We start from the raw sequence: 19,758 nt of genomic DNA on the forward strand, positions 1-19,758 counted from the left end.
AAACGGCGTGCATAGGCTTGCACGCCGTTTTTTATGTTCTAAGGCTGAGGCAGTTTGCTGCTTATGCTTATTAGTTACCCCTGAAAGACCAGTAATTAAAAATCCTGTAGCTTGTCGGACTCAAATACGTGTTTGCCCTTTAGGTTACGTTGGGTTGTTTCGAGCATAGCGTTGGCTACTTTGGCGGCTTCGACACCCTTGTACTTAGCGGGGATAAGCGGATTAAATAACCGCATGGCACCCTCTGCCAACCGCTCTCCAAAGCGATTTTCGCCCCGGTTACCGAGTAGCAGAGAGGGACGAAAAATGAGTAATGTCGGATAGTTCAATGCTGCTAAATCGCGTTCTACTTCCCCTTTTACCCGATTGTAAAAAAAGGAAGACTTTGTGTCGGCCCCCATGGCCGTAACGATAGCAAACTGCTGAGCTCCGTTTGCTAAGCTTAAACGGGCAACGTCCATTGGATATTGATAATCTACTTTCCGAAACGCTTCTTTAGATCCGGCTTTTTTCATTGTCGTACCCAAACAGCAAAAAACGTCATCGGCTTGCGTCAGTAAACCATTAGGATGATCAAAGTCAAACTGGACTTCCTGCAAGCGGGGGTGCTGCCAACTCAATGACTTTCGTACCAACACTTTCACTTTTTCATAAATAGGAGAGTCTACTAAGCGATGGGTAAGTAAATCGCCAATCAGACCTGTTGCGCCGATAACCAGCGCCGTTTTATACGTGGGTACTGTCATGTCAAAGAGGGTATTTTCGCTAAATTAGTCGCTCCATCAACAACCGAAGACACTCAACCTCGAAATCTATTCTATGCGTTCTGCCTTTTCTCCTATTTACGTCCTAGTCTTAATCTTCGGTACCGGTTTATTAACCGCTTTTTCGGTCAACGACGACTTCAGCAAACGAATAGTCGATCTGTTCAGAACTTACAATCAACAGCGTCCTATCGAGAAAGTTTATGTTCATACTGATCGTGACGCTTACCTCATTGGCGAAACAATCTGGATGAAGGGATATGTTATAAACGGAACCACTCACGAAGCCGATACAATTAGCCGGGTCATTTATGTCGATCTGATAGACCCCAGTGCCAAACGCGTTAAATTACGGCTGCAACTGCGAGCAACCGAAGGTTATGCACCCGGGCAGCTTGCCTTGCCCGATTCGCTGCCGTCGGGTACGTATCAGCTTAGGGCTTACACGAGTTATATGCGTAACTACTCCGATGCCTATTTCTTTACCAAGACAATAACTATCCTACGACCAGACGGAGCCGTTGCTAAACCAGCGGGTAGTGGACCCGCAATGCCCAACGCCGGTCGGCCAGATGTTCAATTTTTACCCGAGGGTGGCCAGTTAATAGAAGGTTTAGATGGTCGGATAGCGTTCAAAGCGGTCGATGCATCTGGGCAAGGCGTGGCCGTACAAGGATTTGTTCTCGATACGAAAAAAGATACAGTAATAGGATTCACCAGTACGCATCTGGGTATGGGCTATTTTCCGCTAAAGCCGGAGGCTGGTCAGGCATACACGGCTTTTATTCGGGTTGGGAACGGGACGCTTACGCCGTATCCTTTGCCAACAGCACAGCCAAAGGGGGCCGTCATGCAGGTAGATAACCTGACCAATAAAGAATACATCCGCGTTTATCTGCGTCATAATAAGATCAGCTCTGACTCTGGTGCTACTATGACGCTTGTCGCTCAGACACGGGGTCAAATTGTACAGATAGCCAAGGTTCCGTTAGCAAAGAAAATGGGGACAGTATCGTTACCCCGGAAAGAATTTCCTGAAGGTGTTACGCAACTCACCTTGTTTGATGAGACTAATAAGCCAGTATCGGAGCGATTGGTTTTTGTCAATAAGGACGAACAAATCAATATCGCACTAACACCTGCAAAGAAAACGTACAAAAACCGGGAACGGGTCGATCTGGCGATCACCACCACCGATAACACCGGTAAACCTGTTCCGGCCAATCTATCGCTGGCAGCCTTAGACAGCCAACTCGCTCCGGAAGCCGATTCTAACGAAGCTACCCTTGTATCGCATCTGCTGTTATCGTCTGATTTAACCGGAACTATTGAGCAGCCTGCTTACTACTTTAATCCAGCAAACAAGGACCGATGGCAGAAGCTCGATTTATTATTGATGACCCAAGGTTGGCGACGTTTTGCCTGGGCTGATGTGTTGGCCCAAACTCCTCCGGTCTTCAAATACCCAGTTGAACGAGGGCTTTCATTGACCGGGCGGGTGGTACGTCCGAATCAGAAAGGCATCGGTGGTAAAGTGAGGTTGACATTTGTGCTGGCCAGACGCGACAGTACGCGCGATTTTCTGACTGGTGAAACCGACGAAGAAGGTAACTATGCGGCTTACGATCTTGATTTTTCAGATACGACAACGGTCCTGATTCAGGGCGTGAAAGGTAAGGCTAACCGCGATCTGGCCATAACCCTCGATCAACTATTAACGCCACCCGTTACGGTTATACGGGTGCCTTACAACCCCCTTGAGTTCCGAAGCGACGAATTAGCTGACTTCATTAAACGTACGAACGAGTACCTGGAAATAGAACGTCAGATTCGACGCAACGGTGAAGTACTATTACAGTCCGTAACGGTAAAGGCCAGGCGGACACCCGAACGTGACTCACGCACGATTTATGGCACGCCCGATGCTAGTGTAAAATTCGATCAGGCCAGTACGGCCGGCCGCTTATCCGTTCTGGATGTCATTCAGGGACGTATAGCTGGTGTACAGGTAACGGGGTCTGGTTTTAACGCCCGCGTGAATATTAGAGGAGCGGCTAATTTTGGTGGACCTATAGATCCGTTATTCGTGCTCGACGGAATGCCGGTCAGTTTAGAGACTATCAATAGCATCTCGGTGCAGGATGTCGATCGGGTAGACGTACTGAAAGGCGCATCGGCCGCCATCTACGGTTCCCAGGCAGCGGGGGGCGTCATCTCAATTCTGACCAAGCGAGGTTCGCCCGATTATGATCTATCGAAAGAAGCCGTACCGGGTTCTCTGCTGGTTAAACTGCCGGGCTATGCACCCGTGCGCGAATTCTACGCTCCCCGCTATGACGTCAAAAAGCCTGAGCACGTTCGACCCGATTATCGCACTACGCTCTTATGGGCACCCATGATTCAAACCAACGCCGAGGGTAAAGCAACCGTCTCGTTTTACACAACTGATGCGAAAACTAACCTACGTATTGAAGCGGAAGGGCTGACCGTCAGCGGTATGCCAGGGGTAGGGCGTGAGACAATACGGGTAGAGTAGAAAAAAGCTAGGCCTGGTCGTTTGTAAATCAGGGTTGAGGCTATAAAAAATCAGCGATGGAGCTATTATTTGACCCGGTATATACTCAGGCTCGACGCAAAAGCGTTGCGTCGAGCCTGAGTCAAATAGCATAGAGTTGTCGCGATCCAATCAATCTTTTATGAGCTTGTCTTACGGATTAGTATAAATGCACCATTGATAGACTCAATTTTTTCAAGAGTAGTCGTCATTTAGCATAATTTTTTCTACCGCTTAATATATTTATAAAAAAAATTAAATTTTGAAAATTGGTCTTTCACTTACTCACATGTAAAGGTGAACATTATCCAGAATACATGTTCAATAGATTACTAAGTATAACTACCCTACTTCTACTTATTATCACTATATTTTAAGTATACCTATTAGTGAAACAATATATAATATTTGGGAGATTATATTTAATTAATATATGATGGCTCGCTATACATGAAACTAACCTATAGTATTGTGTATACTTGACATGGTGTTGTTGACTACTATATTTGTTGCGTACTAAGCATATGACGGCGAGATGTCATTGACCTGAAGCCCAACATGCTGAGTGCTATTCTATCCACATAATAAATATGAGAATCTATTCTTCGTTTTCTGTTCCCAGACTGTCGGTAAGAATTAGTCTTACAGGTAATTCGGTCTCTCTCATCGACAAAACACCATGTGCTGGAAGTCACATTGAGTGTTCACTGTCTCTTTACACACTTCATAATTTCTAGGACAGTAAACCTACAATTCGTGGGAAACTGTTTTTGGATAATGTAGCGGTTGCTACCTGATTGCCTGTATCTGGCAGGTATTTCAATGCGTATCTGGTATTTTATCTATTTAATCTGCCTATCAAGTTCTAAACGTAGGAGGTTATCCATGTAATTACTTACATGAAAACAAGATTCTATTTAAATGTAATATCTATCTCACCAGGTTACGCTGCTTTAATGGCTAACTATCAAATGCTTGGACGAGTAATTGTGCTTCTTCTGTTTTGGTTAGCTCCGCACAGGATGGCAATGGCGCAAATGAACATCAGTGTACTGAGTCAGAACGGGGCGAACAACGAAACAACAAGTAACCAGAGCGGACTAGCTAACAAGGCAGATGTAATTCAGCGAGGTAACCAGAATAAAGTGCAGATAAGCCAACAGAATCGTGAGCATGAGATAATCATCTACCAGGAGGGAAACGGTAATTACACAGCAAGTCGGCAAAAAGGGAGTGCTGATGGCGGAAGCATAACGAATGTCAATCAACAGGGTGAAGGCAATCGCACTGAGGCAGACCAGGATGGCTTCCATAACAAAGTGATGATTGATCAATACGGTAACGGGAATCAGGCCCTGAATAGCCAGGTCGGAACCAACAATCGCATTGAACTACAACAGGAAGGGAGCAGCAACATGGCAAACGTATTACAGACCGGAGAAGGGAATGTATTATCAGGGGTGAATGGTGATCCTACGGCCCGGCAAATTGGCTCTGGTAATATACTCAATGTAATACAGATGGGTGGCTAGGCAGCTCATATCTTTCAAAGTGGAATAAATAACAGTATTAACATCAATCAAACGCGTCCATGAAAAAGACATTTTTGGCCGGTATGGCGATGCTATCAGCGTCGGCGGCTTTTGCTCAGAACTCCGTAACCATCAGTCAGTCGGGCGATCCATCGGGCAACCGGGCCGTCGTGTCGCAGTCGGGTTCGGGCAACTCAATCGTCATTAACCAAAGCTCCTCAACTATAGACGAAACCAGAAAAACTGAAACCCGAAAAAGCCGCTCTAACGAAGGCAACCAGGTTAGCTTACGGGTGGACCCCAACACCCAAACGACGATCAACCAGCACAACAGTGGCCCTAACTCGGTCGAACTGTGGCAGGATGGTAACTCCTCAACGACGATCAACCAATCGTCGGGCACGAACGAAAATACGGTGGTGACTCACCCACACCAAAGTCAACCCACCCGCAAGGCACGCGCTACGAAACGGCGTAAACGGCCGTAAGCTTACTCAGTTAATTCGCACCATTTTTTCTATTTATAAACTAACAAACTCTATTCACAATGAAAAAAGTAATCCTTACCGGCGCAGCATTGCTCGCCATTGCCTCAGCTTATGCTCAGAATAACCTGTCAACAGTCAACTAAAATGTAGGCAGTAACCAGGCGAATGTTAATCAAACCTGGGTGGCCGCTGGTGATCCAGCGGGAAATAATCCCAGCCAAAACAGTAAAAATACGTCGACTATTAATCAGACCGGCGACGGTTCAGGAGGTAATACTGCGAATGTCACGCAAGTAGGAACCAGCAACGCTACAGCCAATCAAATTGGCCACAATAACACTGCAGATATAGATCAGCAAAACAACGGTGGCCGAAGTGGCATTGGATTTGAGAATGATGCCATAATTAATCAGGGTGTTGGTGGGGCGGCTCAGGATAACTATGCGAGAATACTACAGAAGGGTCATACAAATGATGGTACTGTAAATCAGACTGGCTCCAGCCATGAAGCCTATATCGACCAGCAGTCAGCTTTAAGGGACGGACAGGCTACGATTACTCAGTCTGGCCAAAATCACCTGGCTAGTATTGTCCAAAATGGATCGACTGTTGGGGAAAGTTCACCTGGTGCAATGGATAACGGTAACTACGGTCCCAATACCGCAACTATCACGCAAAGTGGAACGGACCAGATTGGGTATGTAACTCAGCTTACGGACGGGAATACAGCAACTGTAGAGCAGAGCGGATTATCAAACGAAGCCTATGTTAATCAGGGAACCGCAGGTGAAACACCTGGGACGGCTGGTGACCATAAGGCGTTGGTTCAACAGTTTGGTACAGATGATTATGTGTCGATCAACCAAACTGGCCGAGCTAATGAGGTCAAGACGTACCAAACTGAGTATGACAACCGGATTGTTGTTACGCAAAGCAACGGATTGAACAAAGCCGCTATGTCGCAGCAGGACGGTAACTCGAACCGGGCTAATATTACGCAGTCAGGTAATAATAACACCGTACAAGGCCTAAGCGACGAATATGCTCGTCAATCCGGTAACGGTAACCAATTTACGAGCAATCAAACCGGTGGATTTGGCGTGATACAACTCGGCCAGACGGGTACCAATAACATTGCCAACGTAACCCAAGCAGGCGGTGGTACCCTTGTTCCTTAACCAGCGTAGCATTGTAGATTAGTTTGTTTCTAGCTCACAACCGGTTGTAAATGACCGGTTGTGAGTTTTGTTCACTTGCTTGATGAAGGTAACCGTTCGCTACGCTTTTCATCCCAATTTAGCTCATGATACGCTGTATTTTTTGGCTGCTTGCTTTCTTCTGCCCAGTGCTGAGTTGGGCTCAGGGCCAAACTCCATCAGAAGCGCTCTGGAAACCGGGTGTGCAACTGTCCGACGAGACGCAGGCAATTCTGTCGCAGTTGACGGCTGGGCAGGCCGGAACGGGTGAACTTGGCGATATCAACATCAGCCAGACGGGCACGAACAACGGCGTTCGTCTAACGGGGTCGGGCGCTGGTAACCGGCTGAATTTTAGCCAAGACGGCAATAACAACCAGCTTAGTCTGGAATTGAACGGCAACCAGAACACGTTTACATTGGGGCAACTTGGCAATAACAATACGCTGGACCTTCGCAACGTACAGACCAATGGTGAGCAGCTCGACATTTTACAACGTGGTAATGGCAACCGGCTCAGCAGTGATGGCTATCCGTTTGCTACCGGCGTACCCATTAAAGTAGAACAGTCAGGCGGCATGCAAGTACAAATAACGAATGTCCGATGAAAATGGCAGGGCTTAAACTACTTGCTGTTTGGCTAGGTATGGTTATAGGGAGCTCTTGTTTTGGGCAGGACCCGGACGTAGAAGGTATGGCTGACCTGAATGCCGTATTGCAGGAAGAAACTCTGACCGAAGAGGGAGCTGAGAGCCTGCTCCTGGATAATACCCGCAGCAAGATCGGCCGCGATTTCTACGAAACCTTTTACAAAGCTTACGTGAATGCACCAGTGTCGGCTTCCGCTGATACGAGCCAGTTGGGGCAGAAGCCAATCGACTTTGAACTGGATGTATTTCTGGTCACGATTGAAGAGCTACCCTCTACGTCGGGCATTGGCAATGTTGTGTCCGTATCGGTTAATGACCTGCTGCTGTGGCAGCAGTTTGTGCAGGCTCGCCAGGACATAGTTGAGGAGTATGCGCTAAACGCCGTTGAAACAATCCGTCAGTACATTATCAATTACAAAGAAACTCAGCAGCAACTGAGTAGTGATGACCAGAAAGGGTCAGGTATTTTTTAATAGAGTGCCCTTCTTACGCTATAAAGTTTAACCCATTCACACTGTATGAAACAAGTTCTACACTGGAGCTGCTGGCTCCTGCTGGGTCTATCTATGTCCTATGGTCAGCAACTCGTTTACCGTCCCGTCAACCCTTCTTTTGGCGGTAATACCTTCAACTATGCCTGGATGCTCAGTTCAGCACAAGCCCAGGACAAGCTCAAAGATCCCACTGTTCAGCGCGCTCAGACGTCAACGAATAGCAGTCAGTCAACCCTGAATAATTTTGCCGAAAGTTTGCAGCGGCAACTGTTGAGCCGAATTACTAGTAACCTCATCAACCAGCAATTCGGCGAAGAGGAAATTAAAGAAGGAACGTATAAGTTCGGCGATTTCCAGGTCGATATCACCAACGGCACCGACGGAATCCTGATCCGCATTACAGACGGCAAGGGGGGCGAAACGACGGTAACGGTTCCTTACTTCTGATCAGACGGGTTCTATCCACTTCTTTTTTATTTCCTATCATGAAAACCTTACTAGGGAGAGTTACGCCCTGGCTGCTTGTGCTGACTTCAGGGCTAACAGGCTGTAGCTCGTATTTTCATCAGCCAACCCGCCCACAGGCCGCACGCCTGGGCGAAGAAACAACGGTTACTACTGATTTGCGGCAATTGCCACCGGCCAGGGAAAAAGTGGTTGCCGCCGTGTACAAATTCCGGGACCAGACAGGCCAGTATAAACAGACAGAAACGGGCGCAGGCTTCTCAACGGCTATTTCGCAGGGGACGACCAACATCTTACTAAAAGCACTGGAGGAAAGTGGATGGTTTGTGCCAATCGAGCGCGAAAACGTTGGGAACCTGCTCAATGAACGGAAGATTGTCCGATCCAGCGTAGCGCAGTATAAAGACGGCGAGAATCTCCCTCCCTTGTTATTTGCGGGTATCATTCTGGAAGGGGGCGTGGTGTCATACGATGCTAATATCATTACGGGCGGTGCCGGGTTACGTTATTTCGCCATGGGTGGTTCAACTCAGTACCGGCAGGATAGGGTGACGGTGTATCTCAGAGCTGTGGCGACCAAGTCCGGCAAAATCCTTAAGACAATCTATACCTCTAAAACAATTCTGTCGCAGTCAGTTGATGCAGGCGTTTTTCGTTACGTCCGCTTTAAGCGGCTGCTCGAAGCAGAAACGGGGTTTACCACCAATGAACCGGCGCAGATGGCCGTAACAGAAGCCATTGAAAAGGCGGTTCACTCGCTGGTACTGGAAGGAGTTCGCGACGGACTTTGGGCCGTTAGTGACAAGGCCGCCCCGCAGATGAAAACGTTGCTCGACGCGTTCGACAAGGAGAAGACCGTTATGAGCGAAACCGATGTATATGGCGTCCGAAAGAACCCAGTCAGCGCGCCCTTCTGGTGTCTTCAGCCCTACGGGTCCGTCTGGCGCTACTCAGGGGATTATGGCCGACATACGCTGCAAATCGGTTACGGAGCTTCTTTTGATTTCCACTTCACCCCAAAAGTAGCCCTCCAGCTAAACGCAGGCGTGGGGACATTGGCCAGTCGGGGAGCGTTCAAAACGGACGTGGGTACGCTGGATGCCAACGTATTGTTTCGGATGCTGCCCTTCCAACGGACAACCCCATTTTTTTATGCTGGCGTCGGGATGATCTCGCAACGAGGCAGCACGGCGTTTGAATTGCGCGGTAACCGCTATTATAAAATTAACACGGGTGCAGGGCTTCAATATACACCGGGTAAAGTGTTTAGCCTCCGAACGACGCTGGAATATGCGCAGCCGCTAACCGATGAGCTGGATGGTCTGACGGCTGGTCGTTTTAATGACTATTACCTGCGGGCTTCCTTAGGGGTAGTATTGAATCTCGGGCGTTTTGCACCCCCGAATCTTAAGACTGCTAAAAAGCCCTGATATGAAATACGTACCTATACTACTCATCCTACTCGTCAGCTCCATCTTTCTGTGGGGGTGCGAAGAAGACACCTTTATCGAGCCAACCCAGATAGGCTCTGTTCGTGGGCAGGTGCTACTCAACACCGATCGACAACCGGTTCGTAAAGCGCTGGTTCGACTAAGTCCATCCGGGCGTATTACCGAAACCGATTCAACGGGTAACTTTCGGTTCGACAGTGTACTGGCTGGTAAATACACCATTCAGGTCACGAAAGAAGGCTTCCGGGCAGAGGTTGCGACCGTAGAAGCCGACCAGTCGCTGATTGCGGTGGTGACAGTTTTGCTGGTGAATGACCGGGCGCAGAACCGGCCACCAACGCCTGCGTCTCAACCGAGCCCGGCATCAGGGGCCACACAGGTGTCAGTTCGCACAACGTTCCGCTGGAAAGCCACCGATCCCGGCCGCGATACGCTCACGTATGACGTACTTCTGTTTCGCGAGGGCAGCACTACGCCGACAAGGTCGTTTACGGGATTACGTCAGGATTCACTGGTCGTTGAAAACCTTGCTTATAACGCTACCTATTATTGGCAGGTCATTGTCAAGGATGGAGTCAACACCGTCAATAGCGATGTCTGGTCGTTTCGGACGCAACCTTTCCCCGATTTCGCCTACGTTTTTGCCCGACGTATCGAAGGCCGTTATCAGATTTTTACGGCTACTACGGACCAGGACGCCCTTCAGCTAACCAGCTCTGGCAGTAACTGGCGGCCGATTGTTAGCCCAAACCGGCAGGAAATTGCGTTTATTTCAAATGCCGAAACGGACCTGCATCTGTACGTAATGAACCGGGATGGTAGTAACGTTCGCCGGGTAACGACTGTGCCTATTGCCGGCTTATCGGCAACCGATCTGTCGTTCTGCTGGTCGCCGGATGGAACGCAGCTGTTGTATCCAGGCAATGACAAACTATACGCCATACGGACCGACGGCACGGGGTTGCGTGTGGTGGGACAAGCATCGGCTGGCCAGATGTTTTCGGGTTGCGACTGGACCGGCGTCGGTAATCGAATCGTGGCCCGGCTAACAAACGGTACTCAGTACGATAACAAATTCGTGTTGCTCTCTCCCGATGGAGGTACGCTCAATGCCGTTTTGAGCCGGCCGGATGGTCGATTAAGCAATCCGGTTTTCTCAATCGATGGCCGTCAGCTCCTGTTCTCTTATGATATAAGCAACTTTCAGAACGAACAGGGGCGCCAGCTCGATGCCCGAATTTTTTTACTGACTATTTCCACCAGCGAACTAGTCGAACTATCAACTTTGAGGGTTAACAATCAAAATATTAACGTTAAGCCTGCCGGTACAAACGACATTGAGCCCCGGTTTGCGCCCAACGGCTCTAGGGTCATATTCACGAATACCGACAATACCGGCACTGGCCAGCGGAATATGATAATCCTCGATGTCTCGGGAGGAAACCGTGCACAGGTCATTACGTCGGCAGAGATGCCGTACTGGCGATAAAGTAGGCTAATCACGCCGGACGGCTAATCCGGCGCGATTAGACTTTATAGCTAATAGTGCAGTATCTGGCACCGCCCCTCTTGTAGCGATGGCGGTGTCAGAACTTTTCGTGTCTTGCACGAGCCGTCAAACGTTTGTAACGTTGCTATGTATTCCTACGATTGATGGCTATGAACGCTAAACTCATACTTCCAGCTTTGTTGCTAACGGCTTTCGATGCGGTTACTCAAATACCCAATTACCCCATAATAGGCCAAATTGTTAGAATTGATCCGCGCTTCGATAAGCTGATTCCCAAAGAGGCTAAAATAGAAGTGTTGGCCAGTGGCTTCGCCTGGACGGAGGGGCCGGTTTGGGTGAAGAACGGGGGCGATGGTCAAGGGAGCTTTCTGCTGTTTTCGGATGTGCCCCAGAATATAATCTTCAAATGGACCGAGAAAGCGGGTGTTACGCCATTTCTGAAACCGTCGGGGTACACAGGTTTGGGGCCTTACAGCGACGAACCTGGTTCAAATGGGCTGACCGTTGACCGGCAGGGGCGGCTCATTGCCTGCGAGCACGGTGATCGGCGGGTAACGGCCATGCCGCTCAATGGGAGTGGTGGAAAGCAAACCCTCGCGGATAACGTTAACGGGAAACGATTCAACAGCCCTAATGACGTAGTGGCGCATTCCAACGGAAGCTATTATTTCACCGACCCGCCCTACGGGATGCCTAAGAAGGAAAACGATTCAAGTCGCGAAACAGAAGGCTTTGGCGTTTATCGAATTTCGCCTGATCGTAAAGTGTCTGTTATCACTTACGAATTAACCCGCCCTAACGGTATAGCCCTGTCGCCCGACGAAAAAACGCTGTACGTAGCGCAGTCCGACCCCAACCGGCCGGTTATTATGGCGTACCCGTTGCAGGCGGACGGTTCGGCGGGTAAAGGGCGTGTCGTGTTTGGGGCTGATGGTCTAAAAAAGCAGGGTCTTCAAGGTGGTTTTGACGGCATGAAGGTTGATCGAGAGGGTAATCTTTGGGCAACTGGTCCAGGCGGAGTGCTTGTGCTTTCACCAGACGGTGAATTCTTAGGCCATCTTAAAATCGGGGGGGCTACAGCTAACTGCGCCTGGGGAGACGACGGTTCCACACTTTACATTACGGCCGACATGTACCTTTGCCGGATCAGAACAACCGCCAAAGGTTGGTAAAAAAGATGGATAGAATATGAACCTTAAACGATGATGAAAATACCCCTTTGAATCTGCAACCTATCCTTAACAATTCATCGTTATTAGCCTAACTTTGTAGAGAAGACGTAGCTTGTCTTATAAGGGGATAGTTAGCATGTTAGAGAATCGTAAGTGGGTCATTATCGGCATATTCTGTTTGGTTGGACTAACGTATTTGGCCCGGTTATTTTATTTGCAGGTTATTGATGATACCTATTCACTGGGTGCTTCCAAGAACTCCATCAAGCGGGTGGTGGAAATACCGTACCGGGGACAGATCTATGATCGGAATAACAAACTGATCGTTTACAACACACCGGTGTATGATCTTTACGTAACACCTAAAAAAGTCAGGATTCCGGATACAGCGGCTTTTTGTCGGATGATGGAAATTACGCTATCTGACTTCGATAGCATCATGGGGATAGCCAAAAACTACTCCCCAGTGAAGCCATCGCTGTTCTTGCGGCAATTATCGAAAGAAGACTTTGCCCGAATTCAGGACGCACTCGTAGACTATCGGGGGTTTGAGCCAGTTATCAGCTCCATGCGGACGTACCCGGCCCATACTATGGCCAACGCCTTAGGCTACGTCAGCGAAATCAGCAAGAAAAAATTAGAAGAACAAGATATTCCGTATTACCGGCAGGGCGATTATGTAGGCCACAACGGATTAGAAGAGCAGTATGAAGAGCAACTCCGGGGTAAACGGGGGGTTAAGTTCATGATGCAAAATGTCCGGGGGGTTAACAAAGGTTCCTGGAAGAACGGCGCTTATGATACGGCCGCCGTTGCCGGGCAAAACCTCATCACCGGAATAGATGTGGAGGTGCAGCGCTACGCGGACAGCCTCATGATGAACAAGGTTGGCGCCGTGGTAGCAGTGGAGCCATCGACCGGCGAAATTCTGGTGTCGGTATCAGCACCGACTTACGATCCTAATATGCTATCGAGCCGATTTTTCTCCAAGAATTATCGAGCGCTGATCAAGAATCCCTATAAACCGCTCATTAACCGGCCCATTATGGCTAGTTACCGACCTGGGTCAACCTTCAAGCTGATTCAGGCGCTGATTGCCCAACAGCAGGGGTCATTGTTTCCGAATACGGTGTACGGCCATGGCGGCTCGCCCATGCGGTGCCACTGCCACGGGGGGAATAACCTACGTGGGGCGGTGCAGTATTCCTGCAACCCGTATTTTTATAATGTATTCCGAAAATTCATCTATCATAACGGAAACTCAAATACGTTTCGGGCGTCGGCTGTGGGCCTGCAGCAGTGGCATGACATGGTCGAAAAGTTCGGCATTGGTCAGAAGCTTGGTATCGATCTGCCCAGCGAATTGAAAGGTAACCTACCGACAGTGAGTTACTATGACAAAGTGTATCATGGTGAGCTCCGCTGGAAGTTTTCGAACGTTTATTCACTCAGCATTGGTGAGGGCGAGTTGCTTATCAGCCCCCTTAAACTCGTCAACTTAGCCGCTACCATTGCCAACCGAGGCTGGTACATTACTCCTCATTATATCAAAGGGTTTAACAAGCCATGTGTTGGCGTACCTGCCGAGTATCTGGAGCGGCACGAGACAGGTATAGACTATAAATACTACTTACCCGTTATTGATGGGATGCGGGGCGCCGTAGCAAATGGTACCGTAACGGCCTTAGCGAATATTCCCGGTATCGATTTGTGTGGCAAAACGGGTACGTCGCAGAACGCCAAGTTTGGTCACAAGTTCGACCACTCTATTTTCATTGGATTCGCTCCCATGAACGACCCAAAGATTGCGGTGGCTGTTTTTGTTGAAAACGCCGGATGGGGTGGGGTTGCAGCGGCATCGGTAGCCGCTTTGGTAGCCGAACGTTACTTGAAGCGGAAGACGGAAGCTAAAAAGTTGGAAGAAAAAGTGCTGGCTTCGAACTACATGCCACCCATTAGTTCATTAACGAAGCCCAAGCCGACACCAACGCCGAAGAAAGACACGGCTCAAAAGCCGGTAGCGCCTAAATCGCAATCTCCTAAGCCAGAGGCACCTAAGCCGTATATGACATCGACCAAACCCAAGTCGGCGACTACAACGACTGGCGTAAGCGGAAACTAATAGATTCACGAATGACGAGTCATGAGTTACGATTTGTCTACCTGCATCAGCGACCCATCGTAACTCATGACTCGTACATCGTAACCCGTAATTTATAATTCATTGTGTCACGCAATAACGATCCATTTTCTCAAAACATTGACTGGCTTACGCTCGTGCTGTATTTCGGCTGCGTAACGATGGGCTGGCTTAATGTATATGCTGCCGTTTATAGCCCAGAAGATCATACCAGTTTGTTTGACCTGACAACCAATGCCGGTAAACAGATGATGTGGATTGGTACTACCGTAGTATTAGTCATTTGTATTCTGGTTGTCAATCATAAGTTTTTTGACTCGTTTGCTTACCTGTTCTATGCATTCATGATTTTAATGCTCCTGCTCGTGCTAGTAGCAGGTAGTAACGTCAACGGCTCCCGCTCATGGTTCAAATTCGGGTCATTTTCTATTCAGCCCGCCGAGTTTGCTAAGGTGGCGACGGCCCTGGCCCTGGCTAAGTATCTGGATAATCCGGGAATCAATTTGTCTAAGCAGAAAGACCTAATGTATATCGGCGGCCTGATTGTGCTGCCTTGTATTCTGATCTTAGCCTCCAACGAAACAGGCTCAACGCTGGTGTTCGCGTCGTTCGTCATTATGCTATATCGGGAAGGCTTACCGGGCTGGATTCCGGCGGTTGGACTCACCATTGCTACGCTATTTGTACTGGCGCTGATCTTTCCAAAGCTTTATATTTTTGCGGGTATTGTCGTATTGCTATTGATTATTGTTTTGTTGATGCCGCGCTACAATCGGACAACGAGCAATCTGATATCAATGGGGTTGGTAGGAATAGCGATGATGGTTGTGGTAACTGGGGTTGATTTTTTTGTCAACAGTGTGCTTCAGAAACACCAGCGCAACCGGATTAAGGTACTGGTCGATCCTACTATTGATCCGCTTGGCGTGGGTTGGAACGTAACGCAGGCCAAAATTGCGATTGGTTCCGGGCGTCTGGAAGGAAAAGGCTTTCTGGAAGGTACACAAACCAAGTTTGACTTTGTGCCCGAACAAAGCACCGACTTTATTTTCTGTACCATTGGCGAAGAACACGGCTTTATTGGCAGCATGGTCGTGATCGCACTGTTTATCGGGTTGTTATCACGTATCGTCATTCTGGCCGAAAAGCAGCGCAGTAAGTTTGCCCGGGTGTATGGTTACTGCGTGGCGGGGATCATCTTCTTTCACGTTATGGTCAATATCGGCATGACCATTGGCCTGATGCCCGTTATTGGTATACCGCTGCCTTTTTTTAGTTATGGTGGTTCGTCGCTCTGGTCGTTTTCCATCCTGCTGTTTATTTTCCTTAAATTAGACTCGCGCCGAACGGCGTTAATGCGGAGATAGAAAGCACATAGCCTACCTGTTGCGCGGGCTATCACTTAAGATTGCTTATCTATGAAAGGTGCTGTGTTCTCTTTTCTGTTAAGTTTTCTTGGCGTCTTCAGCAACGCACAGACCACGGCTACACTTCATGGCCAAATAGCCGGATATCTGAACAGCACGGTTTACTTGTATTCGGTGAGCGGGTTGAGGCAGCCTCCCCAGCTTGTCGATTCAGCTAAACTGACCACTGAATTCTTCACGTTCAAACGAGTGTTGAAAGAGCCGTCGGGCTATTATTTGTCCATGAATGAGGTAGCCGGACAGCTTTATTTTATCTGGGACAAAGACATTGTTGTGCTGCTCAATTCGAATGAATTAGACAAGTCAACGGTAGAAGGGTCTCCGACTACCGAAGCGTGGCGAAGTTTTGTGGAAAACGTTCAGGCTCCCTATGATCAGCAGGTAAAAGTTAATCGAGAACTCTTCTTTAAGGCACAAGATCAAAAAGACACGGCTCGCGTTACGCAGCTGTATCAGGAAGCCTACGCACTTTTTATGAATCATCAGAAGGCCATAACTGAATACATTCAGAGCTATCATGATTCCTGGGCCGGCCTGTATGTGCTAGCTTCTTGTTATAAAGACATGGGGAGAAAAAGTGCCCAGAGCCTGTTTGCCGAGCTCTCTTCGTCGTTGCAGCAAAGTGAGCTCGGCAAACAGATAAGCGCCACAATCACCGATCCGGATTATATGATGCGGCCTTAGGTATCTGATGATAGACGTCCTGAAATTTATTCGATAGAGTTGAGCTAGCGCCTACTGCTGTTCCTATAGCCGTTACTTTATTCAACTAAAAATCATCCGGGTTATTTAACGCGTAAGTCCACTTGCGCCTGGTCATCCTCTCCATTGGTAAAGCCATTACCAGGAGTAGAGTCAATGTCGGCTGGCGTCGCCTGATAAACTTGGGCCTGATTAACCCAGTAGCCTGAGGAGAGTACCCGAGCCTGAAACGTGACTTTAGCCGTGGCACCAGGCGTGATGCTTCCAACAGTATAACTCAGTCTAGTACCGTTTGCCGACCAGCCAGCCCCTTCTACAAACGCCAGTCCATCCGGTAGTTGATTTGTGATCAAAACCCCATTAGCCGCTACTCGTCCGGCATTAGTGATGGCTAATGAGCACGTAATGATTTCGTTGATTTTAGGTGTCCGGTTGGTCAAACTAACGGTTAAGTTTAAGTCAACTTTCGAGGAATCAAGAACAAACCGAGATGAAGCAACGGGTGGTAAGGGGCGTTGCTCCGGATTCGGTGACGAAAATAGGGTTTCTCCCGGCTCAAACGTACGAAAGTCAACCACCCCTGTGTCATCTTCCCCATCGGCAGTACCTGAATTAGGTGTACTATCAAGATCGGGTAGGCTTGCCGTTATCTGAGCCGCAAGTTTATACTTACCAGCTGCTAACGGCCTAGCCGAAAATATAAAGGTAGTGTCAGTCTGAGTCCCTAAGTTCTGCACCAGGCCCATTAACACGTTATCGGCATTCGTTAAGCCGCTACCAATTACTTCCAGATTATCGGGTAATCGGCACGTCCATCGAGCTTGGGTCTTGTCCGAGAGGCTTGCCTGGTAAGTATTCCTGATACGTAGCGACAATGACACGGTTTCGCCGATGTGCACTATACGCTTGCTGCTTTGTAAAGAAAGGTCTAAATCGATGGATGGAGATGGAGAATTGCTAGCGTAAAAATACATACGCTCAACATCTATAATACGAGACAGATTGTAGCCATTGCCCCAGAACCTGAACTGTAACGTTTTAGGCCGTTGCCAGTTCGCCGAAGAGTCGAACACTGGCACTGTTACCGGGTTGTAAGGACCGTATTTAATGGTAGCAGTGCCGTTAATCATACTAATCTCAAGCGGTTGCGATTGGCTAAAGATTGGCCCTAACTCACGAAAATACTCTCCCTGAGCAATGACTTGCGAGTTAGCATAAACGGCAGACGGAGCGTTTGGCCTATTTAAAAAAACTTGAGGATAAACACGAGTAATTACTTTGCCATCAGTATCAAGTACTTCAATAACACTGCCTCCATTGCGGTTTTGTCCTTCGTCGATATTGAAGAAATTTCCATCCTGATTAACTACTCCCGTGAATTTCCAACTGCTAAGTGAGTTTGTGGACGAGCCGAGATCGCGGGTTACTTTATAAGTGCCCACCTCTTGCCGAAAATACATATACAAATCGGGTGAACGAAATGGCTGATATGTCTTGATATTCGTTTTAGCTGTCCAGTACTTCCATTCGCGGTCCGTATTGTCTTCTTCTGTTGGAGTCCGGCGCCATCCATAGAGGCCATCGGTAAGTACACTATTGGTCTGAAGCCCTTCCAGAAGATCAACGCCAGAAGAAGCATCAGCAGCCGAATTCGGATAAAGGTATTGGCTGTCGATAACTTGCTTTGGTAGGTTGCTACTTGCCCAGCTCAGGGACAACTGCTTACCGCCCTGGTACTCTAACCGGATAGCGTAGCGTTGATTCGCCTGAAGTACGAGTGAGCCATTGTATTCCGACAAGTTGGTATTGTTCCATTTGTCAATCAACAATTTGCCATCAACCCATAGCCGAACACCCTGGTCTGTATTGGTATAGAACGTATACGTCTGCGAGAAGGTAGGCTGGATAAAGCCCGTCCACTTAACCGAAAAGTTGTTGGTGTTAAACAAACTCGTTCCTGAAGGTAAATTTCCTTCGGAAAAATTAACGGTTTTGTCAATACGGACTGCCTTTACGTTCAAGTTGTTCAGGTCACGGCCGTCGACGTATTGACCGAGTAAGCCATGGGTCGAAGAAGCTTTAAAAATGACGTCTATAACTTGTTCCTGAATCGTGTTAAGCCCATCAATCCGCCAACGGTGTATACCCGACCAACCTGATTCTTCTGCATGGTACAGGTAAACGTTGCCATTAGGCGCTTTAAGTACTGTACCCGAAAGTACGTTGCCTGCCATACCCGGTACAGGACCCTTGTCTGCTGCTTCGGCTACTGCTTCAGGCCCTGTCTTACCAAAAATACCAACCAGCAGTCCGTTGTCATAAACATGCTGCCATTTGTTGACCTGGCTATTTTTCCAGAATTCACCATGGTAGTTCCAGAAGATGTTTCGTTCCAACACAGTAATGTCTCCGCCAGCGTATTCCACACTGTTACCGACGTCGTAGGCCCCGTCATCCGGATAATTGCCTGTATAAGTAGGACTGGTAGCATGCGCCGTTTTCCATAACCACTTATTATTCCTGACTCGTATACCGCCCAGGTGATAACCGCCCCCCACGTCTCCCTTCACTTTACCGTTATCGAAGGTGATCATGACGTTTGATGACGTAGTTTCACCAGTGCGCGAGTGCCCTCCATACCAGTTGATCGGTTCCTCGCCACTGTTAATGGGGGCGGTGGCATAGTCCTGGGGAGCCCCCCAAATCGGGTCGTTGTTGGCATCGAAGCCCGTTAGCGGCCGGGTTTGCCAGTTGACTGTTCCCGATGTACCGTTAAGGTTGTTGATAGACTGCTTCAACGAGCCATCACTGGTGATATGATACGTATACAAATACTGAGCATCAAAGGTTATGTTCGTAACTCTGAGTGGCCCTGTTTTAGGGAGCTCGACTAGTACCCATTTGTTGTCAGTAAAGCGTCTTAGAAAACCATAGGTACGTCCATTAGGCATGGTAAGAACGTCCTTAAAGATGTTAGTAATGAAGGTGTGGTTTATAGAAAGAAACTCGAAGTAACTAGCTGGCAAAGTAGCTCTCCAATTCTTGAGCAGCGTCCAGGAGCCGTTGTTGGCCGCCAGGGGCTTGGCGTAGTCAACGCCAAACTCGAGAAACTGGGCAAAGACCCGAGTGGGGTTGTTCTGGTCGATGTAGCAGCTGTAGTTGTTCTGCAGATACATGATGCGGTCGATGAAGCTGCCACTGGCCGAGTAGTGC

Annotated in this window: 15 protein-coding genes; 13 read left to right on the forward strand and 2 right to left on the reverse strand. The window is 48.5% G+C overall.

Annotated elements, in window-relative coordinates:
* Positions 1-95 precede the first annotated feature (95 nt).
* Positions 96-746 (reverse strand): oxidoreductase, encoded by a 651-nt coding sequence (locus ACFSUS_RS25190; protein ID WP_381527113.1) that lies wholly within the window; start codon positions 744-746, stop codon positions 96-98.
* A 73-nt stretch (positions 747-819) separates the two neighbouring features.
* On the opposite strand from ACFSUS_RS25190, the gene ACFSUS_RS25195 reads away from it, so the two are divergent.
* The 13 genes from ACFSUS_RS25195 (at position 820) to ACFSUS_RS25255 (ending at position 16,527) form a co-directional block, all read left to right on the forward strand.
* Positions 820-3,300 (forward strand): TonB-dependent receptor plug domain-containing protein, encoded by a 2,481-nt coding sequence (locus tag ACFSUS_RS25195; protein WP_381527116.1) that lies wholly within the window; start codon positions 820-822, stop codon positions 3,298-3,300.
* A 974-nt stretch (positions 3,301-4,274) separates the two neighbouring features.
* Positions 4,275-4,850, forward strand: a complete 576-nt coding sequence (locus tag ACFSUS_RS25200; RefSeq protein WP_381527118.1) for a hypothetical protein — start codon at positions 4,275-4,277, stop codon at positions 4,848-4,850.
* Between the two features lie 59 nt (positions 4,851-4,909).
* On the forward strand, positions 4,910-5,338 hold the full coding sequence (locus ACFSUS_RS25205) for a curlin repeat-containing protein (RefSeq protein WP_381527120.1): 429 nt from the start codon (positions 4,910-4,912) through the stop codon (positions 5,336-5,338).
* A 182-nt stretch (positions 5,339-5,520) separates the two neighbouring features.
* Positions 5,521-6,516 (forward strand): hypothetical protein, encoded by a 996-nt coding sequence (locus tag ACFSUS_RS25210; protein WP_381527122.1) that lies wholly within the window; start codon positions 5,521-5,523, stop codon positions 6,514-6,516.
* Between the two features lie 125 nt (positions 6,517-6,641).
* Positions 6,642-7,142: a hypothetical protein gene (locus ACFSUS_RS25215; RefSeq protein WP_381527124.1), complete on the forward strand. Its 501-nt coding sequence runs from the start codon at positions 6,642-6,644 to the stop codon at positions 7,140-7,142.
* A gap of 2 nt (positions 7,143-7,144) precedes the next feature.
* Positions 7,145-7,657, forward strand: coding sequence for a CsgE family curli-type amyloid fiber assembly protein (locus ACFSUS_RS25220; RefSeq protein WP_381527126.1), 513 nt, complete (start codon positions 7,145-7,147; stop codon positions 7,655-7,657).
* A gap of 45 nt (positions 7,658-7,702) precedes the next feature.
* Complete coding sequence (locus ACFSUS_RS25225; protein WP_381527128.1) at positions 7,703-8,125, forward strand: curli production assembly/transport component CsgF; 423 nt, start codon at positions 7,703-7,705, stop codon at positions 8,123-8,125.
* 38 nt (positions 8,126-8,163) lie between these two features.
* Positions 8,164-9,573, forward strand: a complete 1,410-nt coding sequence (locus ACFSUS_RS25230; RefSeq protein WP_381527130.1) for a CsgG/HfaB family protein — start codon at positions 8,164-8,166, stop codon at positions 9,571-9,573.
* 1 nt (position 9,574) lies between these two features.
* Positions 9,575-11,083: a carboxypeptidase regulatory-like domain-containing protein gene (locus ACFSUS_RS25235; protein ID WP_381527132.1), complete on the forward strand. Its 1,509-nt coding sequence runs from the start codon at positions 9,575-9,577 to the stop codon at positions 11,081-11,083.
* Between the two features lie 170 nt (positions 11,084-11,253).
* Entirely contained in the window at positions 11,254-12,276 is a 1,023-nt protein-coding gene (locus ACFSUS_RS25240; protein ID WP_381527134.1) for an SMP-30/gluconolactonase/LRE family protein, read from the forward strand.
* Positions 12,277-12,412: 136 nt separating this feature from the next.
* Entirely contained in the window at positions 12,413-14,398 is a 1,986-nt protein-coding gene (locus tag ACFSUS_RS25245) for a penicillin-binding transpeptidase domain-containing protein (RefSeq protein ID WP_381527136.1), read from the forward strand.
* A gap of 104 nt (positions 14,399-14,502) precedes the next feature.
* Positions 14,503-15,783: a rod shape-determining protein RodA gene (gene rodA / locus ACFSUS_RS25250; protein WP_381527138.1), complete on the forward strand. Its 1,281-nt coding sequence runs from the start codon at positions 14,503-14,505 to the stop codon at positions 15,781-15,783.
* A 51-nt stretch (positions 15,784-15,834) separates the two neighbouring features.
* On the forward strand, positions 15,835-16,527 hold the full coding sequence (locus ACFSUS_RS25255) for a DUF4369 domain-containing protein (RefSeq protein WP_381527140.1): 693 nt from the start codon (positions 15,835-15,837) through the stop codon (positions 16,525-16,527).
* A 101-nt stretch (positions 16,528-16,628) separates the two neighbouring features.
* On the opposite strand, the gene ACFSUS_RS25260 is transcribed toward ACFSUS_RS25255, so the two are convergent.
* Positions 16,629-19,758, reverse strand: a 3,130-nt coding sequence (locus ACFSUS_RS25260) for a PA14 domain-containing protein (protein WP_381527143.1), incomplete at its 5' end; no start/stop codon positions are given.

The sequence above is a fragment of the Spirosoma soli genome (genome assembly GCF_042684525.1).
Lineage (GTDB): Bacteria > Bacteroidota > Bacteroidia > Cytophagales > Spirosomataceae > Spirosoma > Spirosoma soli.

What these genes read in the sequence shown, in the direction of transcription:
- ACFSUS_RS25195 (WP_381527116.1), top strand. Translation starts at nt 820, where the DNA reads ATGCGTTCTGCCTTTTCTCCTATTTACGTCCTAGTCTTAATCTTCGGT.
- ACFSUS_RS25220 (WP_381527126.1), top strand. Translation starts at nt 7,145, where the DNA reads ATGGCAGGGCTTAAACTACTTGCTGTTTGGCTAGGTATGGTTATAGGG.
- ACFSUS_RS25240 (WP_381527134.1), top strand. Translation starts at nt 11,254, where the DNA reads ATGAACGCTAAACTCATACTTCCAGCTTTGTTGCTAACGGCTTTCGAT.
- ACFSUS_RS25245 (WP_381527136.1), top strand. Translation starts at nt 12,413, where the DNA reads ATGTTAGAGAATCGTAAGTGGGTCATTATCGGCATATTCTGTTTGGTT.
- ACFSUS_RS25230 (WP_381527130.1), top strand. Translation starts at nt 8,164, where the DNA reads ATGAAAACCTTACTAGGGAGAGTTACGCCCTGGCTGCTTGTGCTGACT.
- ACFSUS_RS25215 (WP_381527124.1), top strand. Translation starts at nt 6,642, where the DNA reads ATGATACGCTGTATTTTTTGGCTGCTTGCTTTCTTCTGCCCAGTGCTG.
- ACFSUS_RS25235 (WP_381527132.1), top strand. Translation starts at nt 9,575, where the DNA reads ATGAAATACGTACCTATACTACTCATCCTACTCGTCAGCTCCATCTTT.
- ACFSUS_RS25200 (WP_381527118.1), top strand. Translation starts at nt 4,275, where the DNA reads ATGGCTAACTATCAAATGCTTGGACGAGTAATTGTGCTTCTTCTGTTT.
- ACFSUS_RS25205 (WP_381527120.1), top strand. Translation starts at nt 4,910, where the DNA reads ATGAAAAAGACATTTTTGGCCGGTATGGCGATGCTATCAGCGTCGGCG.
- ACFSUS_RS25190 (WP_381527113.1), bottom strand. Translation starts at nt 746, where the DNA reads ATGACAGTACCCACGTATAAAACGGCGCTGGTTATCGGCGCAACAGGT.
- ACFSUS_RS25255 (WP_381527140.1), top strand. Translation starts at nt 15,835, where the DNA reads ATGAAAGGTGCTGTGTTCTCTTTTCTGTTAAGTTTTCTTGGCGTCTTC.
- ACFSUS_RS25225 (WP_381527128.1), top strand. Translation starts at nt 7,703, where the DNA reads ATGAAACAAGTTCTACACTGGAGCTGCTGGCTCCTGCTGGGTCTATCT.